General features: G+C 64.8%; 6 protein-coding genes and 1 pseudogene. 3 read left to right on the forward strand and 4 right to left on the reverse strand.

The window, feature by feature from the left end; all coding sequences use genetic code 11:
• Positions 1 to 98, reverse strand: a pseudogene (locus tag ACTS2Z_RS03710) (DNA-binding response regulator); the annotation flags it as partial.
• Between the two features lie 340 nt (positions 99 to 438).
• On the opposite strand from ACTS2Z_RS03710, the gene fliI reads away from it, so the two are divergent.
• Positions 439 to 1,758 (forward strand): flagellar protein export ATPase FliI, encoded by a 1,320-nt coding sequence (gene fliI, locus ACTS2Z_RS03715; protein ID WP_442571883.1) that lies wholly within the window; start codon positions 439 to 441, stop codon positions 1,756 to 1,758.
• 3 nt (positions 1,759 to 1,761) lie between these two features.
• Positions 1,762 to 2,181, forward strand: a complete 420-nt coding sequence (fliJ, locus tag ACTS2Z_RS03720; RefSeq protein ID WP_442571884.1) for a flagellar export protein FliJ — start codon at positions 1,762 to 1,764, stop codon at positions 2,179 to 2,181.
• Between the two features lie 223 nt (positions 2,182 to 2,404).
• Here the strand turns inward: fliJ and ACTS2Z_RS03725 are convergent, their stop codons facing one another.
• Positions 2,405 to 4,543: a TonB-dependent receptor domain-containing protein gene (locus ACTS2Z_RS03725; protein ID WP_442571885.1), complete on the reverse strand. Its 2,139-nt coding sequence runs from the start codon at positions 4,541 to 4,543 to the stop codon at positions 2,405 to 2,407.
• Positions 4,544 to 4,743: 200 nt separating this feature from the next.
• Here ACTS2Z_RS03725 and ACTS2Z_RS03730 point away from each other — a divergent pair, with 200 nt between their 5' ends.
• Entirely contained in the window at positions 4,744 to 5,751 is a 1,008-nt protein-coding gene (locus ACTS2Z_RS03730) for a DUF6607 family protein (RefSeq protein WP_442571886.1), read from the forward strand.
• A gap of 214 nt (positions 5,752 to 5,965) precedes the next feature.
• Here ACTS2Z_RS03730 and ACTS2Z_RS03735 read toward each other — a convergent pair whose 3' ends face one another.
• Positions 5,966 to 6,292 carry a hypothetical protein gene (locus ACTS2Z_RS03735; RefSeq protein WP_442571887.1) on the reverse strand — a complete coding sequence of 109 codons (327 nt, stop codon included), beginning with the start codon at positions 6,290 to 6,292 and terminating at the stop codon, positions 5,966 to 5,968.
• 42 nt (positions 6,293 to 6,334) lie between these two features.
• Positions 6,335 to 7,153 (reverse strand): nucleotide-binding protein, encoded by an 819-nt coding sequence (locus ACTS2Z_RS03740; protein WP_442571888.1) that lies wholly within the window; start codon positions 7,151 to 7,153, stop codon positions 6,335 to 6,337.
• Positions 7,154 to 7,190: the final 37 nt, after the last annotated feature.

Here is a 7,190-nt window from a genome sequence, read left to right on the forward strand (position 1 = left end):
CCCAGATCGGCTGTGTACATGTTGAAGCCGTCGGACTTCAGCATCAGTTCGATGCCCTGCGCTGTCGCGCGATCATCCTCGATGAGCAGTACCCGCATCGGTCCCTCTCCGCAGCCGCTCGCGCGAATCACATGCCCCGCGCGTCGTCCCCATGGTTAACGTGCTTCGCAGAATGACGCGACAATTCCTACAGGAAAGTTAACGACCATTTGACTCGTGTGGCGGAATCGAGTCCTGCCAGCACCGGTCACGGTTAACGCATTGATAATGCACACTGCGCCTTTGCCGACGATAGCAGTTTTCCGGCTGCAATGGGTTGTGGAGAAAGTATGAGCGAGGCGTTGCCGTGTCGTTTACGCGGTTGAAACCGCAATGGTGTTAACTGCTTGCATGACCGGCATCAGAAGGGTGCCGCACGCCCGAAGAGCGAGACGCGTTGTGCAAGGCCTGATCGACCGTATCGAGGATCTCGAGACGCGCACCTTCAAGGGGCGCGTGCGGGCAATCAATGGCCTTCTGATCGAGGCCGACGGCCCTCGCGCCGGCCTGACGCTAGGCGCCAGCGCTTTCGTCGGGGCGGGTGATAATCCGCAACGCTGCGAGGTTGTGGGCTTTCGCGGCGACACGGCCCTGATGATGGCGCACGGCGATTTGTCGGGTATCCGCGCTGGCGCTCCGGCCCGTATCGACCCGGAAGGCATTGTCGTGCGTCCGCACGCCAACTGGCTGGGCCGGGTGATCAATGCGTTCGGTGAGCCGCGCGACGGCAACGGCCCGCTGGCCGAAGGACCGCGCGCCTATCCCGTGAAGGGCAATCCACCGTGCGCTCACCAGCGCGACGCCCTTGGTCCCCGCCTTGATCTGGGTGTCCGCGCGCTCAACACCTTTACCCCCATGCGGACGGGCCAGCGTCTCGGCGTGTTTGCAGGTTCCGGCGTCGGCAAGTCGGTGCTGATGAGCATGATCACGCGCGGCACCAGCGCCGATGTGATCGTCATCGGCCTGATCGGCGAACGGGGACGCGAGGCACGCGAGTTTGTCGATGAGGTGCTGGGCGAGGCGGGCCGCTCGCGCGCGGTGGTTATCACCGAGACCTCTGATGCGCCGGCCCTGTCGCGCAGGCAGGCTGCCTACATGACCCTTACCGTCGCGGAGTATTTCCGCGACCAGGGCCTCAACGTGCTCTGCCTGATGGATTCGGTGACGCGCTTTGCGCTTGCCCAGCGCGAGATCGGCCTGGCTGCGGGCGAGCCGCCGACGACGCGTGGCTATACGCCGTCTGTCTTTGCCGAACTGCCGCGGCTTCTGGAGCGGGCCGGACCGGGCGAGAATGGGTGCGGGTCGATCACCGCCCTGTTCACCGTGCTGGTCGATGGCGATGACCATAACGAACCGATTGCTGACGCAGTGCGCGGCATTCTGGATGGCCACGTCGTGATGACGCGCGCGATTGCCGAGCGCGGCCGCTTCCCGGCCATCGATGTTCTCAAATCCATCTCGCGTACCGCGCCGGAAGTCTATGGGCCCGGCGAGGCCGAGCTGGTGGTGGAAGGCCGGCGCCTTCTGGGCGCCTATGCCGACATGGAAGAGCTTATCCGGCTCGGGGCGTATGCCGCCGGGTCCAATACAGAGGTCGACCGCGCGATAGCGCTCAACGGCCCGCTTGAAGCGTTCCTCGGACAGGGAAAAGACGAGACCTCCTCGATTGAGGAGAGTTTTGCGGCCCTGTCGGAGATTGTGGTGGATGGAAAGGAGTAGACGATGAGCACACGCTCACATGCCCCGCTGATCCGGCTTGCCCGGTTCAAGGTGGAAGAGCTGCAAAAGCAGATGGCCGATATCGACCGCGCCCGCGCGGCGATTGCCGACCAGATCGAGCGGCTGGAAGCCAGCGTGCCCGGTGAACAGGCGGCTGCCAGCGAGAGCCGTGAAGGCTATCTCGCCTATGGCTCCTATGCGCGCTCTGTGATCCAGCGCAAGGACAATCTGCGCGCGTCGGAACGCGAGGTCGAAGCCCAGGCCGACGAATTGCGCGGACGTCTGGAAACGGCTTTTGCGGAGCTGAAGAAGTACGAGCTTCTCGAAGAGCGCCGTCTGGCCCGTATCGAGACCGCCGTGCGCGCCGCTGAACAGGCCGAGATGGACGAGATCGCCGGCCGGATGCGCAGGGCGGCGCACTAGTCTCAGTAATGCTCCGGGGCATCCGCCCCGTCGCGCCTCGCACGAGCTCGGGCGGCCGGTCGGCCTTGCAGGCCGCTTTGCGGCCTGAAGGACGCGATAGCGCCCGCGTGACTGATTAGAACGCCTTCCGTCAAAACCGAAAAACCCCCGCACCCTCTGGACAGGTGCGGGGGTCTTGTCGCGGCCGGTCCCTCAACCGGCCGGTCGGTGCCGGAACGTAATCTTACCAGCCGCCCGTCCAGGTGAGGTCGAGGCGGACAGTCCGGCCAGCCTCGGAGACGCTTGCGAACACGCGCTCATAGTCGGTGTCGAACACGTTCTCGACGCCTGCATTGATGCTCACGTTCCGGTTGGCGAAAGGCTGCCAGCTGCCGAACACGTCGAGCACGGCAAAGCCGTCACGCTCGTTGCCGGCTGTAGTGTTGTCGAAATCCCCCGCAAAGCTCAGGCGCGCGCCAATGTCGGCGCGGTCAAAGCTCCACACGCCGCGCACATAACCCTGCACCGGTTGCAGCGAACCGAGGGGATCGCCTGTGCTGCGGTCCTCGCCATCCACCTCGTAAACCGAGCCGGCAAGGGTGAGCGGGCCGTTCTGGTAGAGCGCTGCGATCTCGAAGCCTTCCAGCTCCGCGTTCGCCACATTGCTGGAGAAGGACGTGCCGGCCGAGCAGGGCGCGAAGGCGGGCGGTGCAAAGCAGGTCGGCGAGAAGGCGAAATCGACCGCCAGATTGATCAGGTCATCAGCGCGGGTGCGGAACCAGGCACCCTTCACCTCCAGCCGGTCATTCGTGGTCAGAAGGCCGGTATGGGTGTAGCCCGCCCCGATCTCGACGGTTTCACTCGTCTCCGGGCGCAGGGCCGGGTTCGGAATGAACTCGTTGGTGACAAAGCGCGGCGCACCGAGGATCGGGTGCGGCAGCGAGAAGTGCGTGCCGTCGAGATAGAGCTCGTTGAGGGACGGCGCGCGGAAGGCTTCCGACCAGCTGGCAAAGAGGCGCACCGGCTCTACCGGAGCCCAGGTGGCGGCAAAGCGCGCGGAGACGGCCTCGTCTTCATTGGCGCCGCCAATATCGCTGTCGCTTTCAAACCTGTCCCAGCGCACGCCCGGCAGAAGGATAATCCGGCCAAGACCGCCGGCGGAGAACTCTGTCTCGGCTTGCAGATAGGCACCATAGAAAGTCGTCGTGCCATTGGGCACACCGCCGCGCGTGCCAGCAGGAACGGCGCTGTCGGTGCCGGTCTGTTCATCCTCATACCACTCGCCGCCAAAGGTGAGGGCGACCGGCAGGGTGCCAAGCTGGAACTCGGAGCGGTTTTCGGCGCGAATGCCGGTCGTGGTCAGATCGCGCGTCACGCGGCGGCTGGCGAGCGGGTCGAACTCGTCCACGGCGCCATCGGTGCGGTAGAGCGTCATCTCGAAGCCGATCAGCGACTGGTCTGCCGGGGCAAAGCGCAGGCCCGCGCGGTATGTGTCCGCCTCGACATCCTTCTGCATTAGCGGGTTTCCGGCGGCGGCGACTTGAGCGCCCTGGCCGTTATTGGGCTCTTCCACCTCGTTGCGGAAGGACAGGATGCCGCCTGACAGGGTCAGTGCGGGGCTGACACGCCACTCACCATTGGCCAGCAGGGAGATGACCTGGTCATCGGCCGGAAGGTCATTGCCGGAGCCCAGCGCGATATCGCCTGACGAACGCGCCGACAGCGCGACAAGGCCGGAGACAGCATCATTGCGGCCAAACACGGCTGCCGAGCCACGCGTTTCCTCATTGCCGGAGCGATAGCCGACAGAGGCGCGGGCGCCGCGCGTCTGGCCGGGCTGAAGGAAGGTGTCGGCATTGGCCGTCTCGAACGCAATCACGCCGCCTGAAGCGCCGGAGCCATAAAGGGCAGAGGCTGCGCCGCGTACCGTCTCCACGCGGGCCAGAAGCCCCGGATCGAGGAAGAGCACGCCGTCATGGGCGGAGGAGAAGTTCTGGCGGGCGCCATCAACCAGAAGGGCGATGTTCTCGCGCCCGAAGCCCCGAAGCGAGAGCGTCTGGCCGGTGCGGCGCGGCCCACCGGCAACTTCCAGGCCGGGCGTGTCCTGCAGGAGGTCGGCGAGATCGGACGGGCGTTCCGCCTCCAGCCATTCCATGTCGATCACGGAGGCGAGGCCTGGATAGTCGAAATTGGGCAGGCGGGTGCGCGTGGCGGTGACGACGATGACCTCGCTTGCCTCGTTCACCTGCGCTGTGTCGGTGTCATTGGCCGACGCACTTGCGGGCACGAGGGCAAGCGCGCCCGCGCCAGCCAGAAGCACGGCGCGCAGGGGGCGGGCATAGCCGTTTCCGGCGACGTGACGGGTGTGAGCGGAGATCGACATGTTGCAGCTTCCTTGTTGCGAATAACTCTCAGTTGCGGCATGTATGTCGAGACAGAAATCAGAATGCAAGTCAGAATCGTTTGCAAAAACACATGGAGCGGCGTAAGAGCCGGTCATCACACCTGAAAAGGGCTGCCACAGGGCCGGGCGCCAGCCGGGCCGGACCGCAGCCGGGGATCCAGACGCGAGGAGCGAAACAGATGAAACAACTGGTAGCAGGACTGGCGGGCGGGCTTGTTGCGCTGGCCGCCTTTGGCGCCCCGGCAATGGCGCTGGCCTTCAATGAGTCCGGCATGACGGTTCAGAGTGAGGCGGGTGTGCCGTCAGAGGCCGACCGTCAGGCGATCCTCGCCATGGCCGGCGAGTACGACGTGACGTTTGCCTTCACCGAGTTCCTGCCCATCGCAGAAGGCTATGAGCTGCGCCCGTCCACCGAGACGCCCGCACGCGAAGTGGTCATCGTGATCGCGGACGAGCCGGGCTATATCTCGCTGCAGCACCTGCTGCTGGTGGGTAATCCGCAAGACCCGATGGTGATCAAGCACTGGCGTCAGGACTGGCAGTACGAACCGTCGCGTCTGATGGCCTATCGCGGGTTCAACACCTGGGAGATGGAAGAGGTCAGCGCGGAGGAGGCACGCGGTGCCTGGTCGCAGACTGTCTATCAGGTGGACGATTCCCCGCGCTATGCCGGCCTTGCCCGCTGGGAACACGCCCCCAATGCCTCGACCTGGACGCCGGACGTGTCCTGGCGTCCGCTGCCGCGCCGCGATGCCACGACGCGCGATGACTATGACACGATCGCGGCGGTGAACCGTCACACGATCACCGACTGGGGCTGGACCCACGAACAGGACAATTCAAAGCTGGTCCTGCGCGATGGCGAGCCTTACGAGCTGGTGCGCGAACACGGCATCAACACCTATCGCCGCACCGAGCTTTCCGGCGTCGAGAACGCCGAACGCTACTGGGCGGCCACTGCCAGTTACTGGGCCGATATCCGTTCGGCATGGGACGGCATCATGATGGCGTCCGAGTTCACGGCGGACGATGATGCCGAAGGCACCCTGCTTTACGGGCCGGTCCTCTCGGAAGGTCAGGCGATCTTCATGGGAGGGCGTGACACCGCCGAAGCGTTCGAAAACGCGGCTGAGGTGATCGAGACCCGGGTCACAATCGACGGCCAGCCGGTGGATATCCTCCCTTAGGGATTTATCCCGCATCCATTGCCTGACCGTTGTTGCGGCGCGCGTTTGCCCTGACGCGCGCCGCATATTTTGTTGGGGGATTTGGTAATCGCCAGTCCGTTGTCTCCCCCCGTTCACGGGGGATTGCCGCGAAGCGGCGAGGGGGGGTTAAACAAGTTCCCCCCTCCGGTCCTACGGACCACCTCCCCCGCAGGCGGGGGAGGAAACCGCGTTCCTACTTCCCGCCATACCGCTTTTTCACCCAGAACAGGCTGGCGATGACGCCGAGATAGAGGAAGGGGCGGGCCATGGCGCTGATCGCGCCGGTGTCGAGGCGGGTCATGGCGAGCTCCATGGCAAAGTTTACCGGTACGCCGTCCGTTGCGCCGAGCTCCAGCACGTAGCGGGCGAGGCAATCTGCCCCGAAAGCAAAGAGGGTGGCGGCTGAAAGCTGGCTCCAGCGGCGCATGACGAGCGCGGCCACAATCGATACCAGCGTCACCAGTATCAGCGTTGCAGGCGAAAACCCGGCTACCAGCCGGGATGCAAATTCTTCAATCATGGCTCCCCCCGGACACGTTGATCCGGCCCCCGCCGGGCTGGGTCAAGCGTAAGTGGTCTGGACGCCCGCAGCAAGAAGGCCGGCAATGGCCTCGATATCCTGCAAGGCGGGTGTGCCGGGCGCGATCATGTGCAGCGGCTTCTGGGCGCGTATCGCCTTTGGCACGTTTGTGTCACGGCGGATCAGTCCCGCCAGCGGCGGCGTGAATCCGAGGAAACTTTGGCAGGTGCGAGAGAAGGAGGCATAGGCCATTTCGGCTGCCGCCTTGTCCGGCGCATTATTGATGATGACGAAGGGCGCTGCGCCCTCATCGCGTAAGCGAAGCAGTTTCACAAAGGCATAGGCGTCGGTCAGCGAGGTCGGCTCGTCCGACATGATCAGCACCACGTCATCAGCGGCAGTGGCAAGACGGATCGTCGCCCGGTCCGCGCCTGCCGCGAGATCAATAAGTGTGCGGTCATAGGTCATCGAGGCCGCTGCAATGGCGGCAGCAAGGCGTGAGGCTGCGCCGGATTCAAGGCCCGCCAGCGCAGCAGAGCCCGACCGGCCCGCAATAATGTCGAAGCCGCCGGTCATGTCGGCGCCGCCTGCAACGCAGGTGACAGCTTCTGCGAGCGCGATCTGGCCCGACATCACGCGAGACAGATCACCGCGCGGGGTCAGGCCCAGCTGCACGTCGATATTGGCCATGCCGAGATCACCATCGACAAGGAGGGTGCGCTCCTGACGCGCGGCAAAGGCCGATGCAAGGGCGCTGGCGATAACGGTCTTGCCGACCCCGCCCTTGCCCGATGCGATGGCGAGCAGCGATCCGGCCTTTCGCGGTTCATGGCCGAGCGCGCTTCCCAGAAATTCCTTCATGATGCGGGCTCCTCGGCAATGTCTTCTGCGGGGTCTT

The organism is Glycocaulis sp., from assembly GCF_052168375.1.
Taxonomy (GTDB): Bacteria; Pseudomonadota; Alphaproteobacteria; order Caulobacterales; family Maricaulaceae; genus Glycocaulis.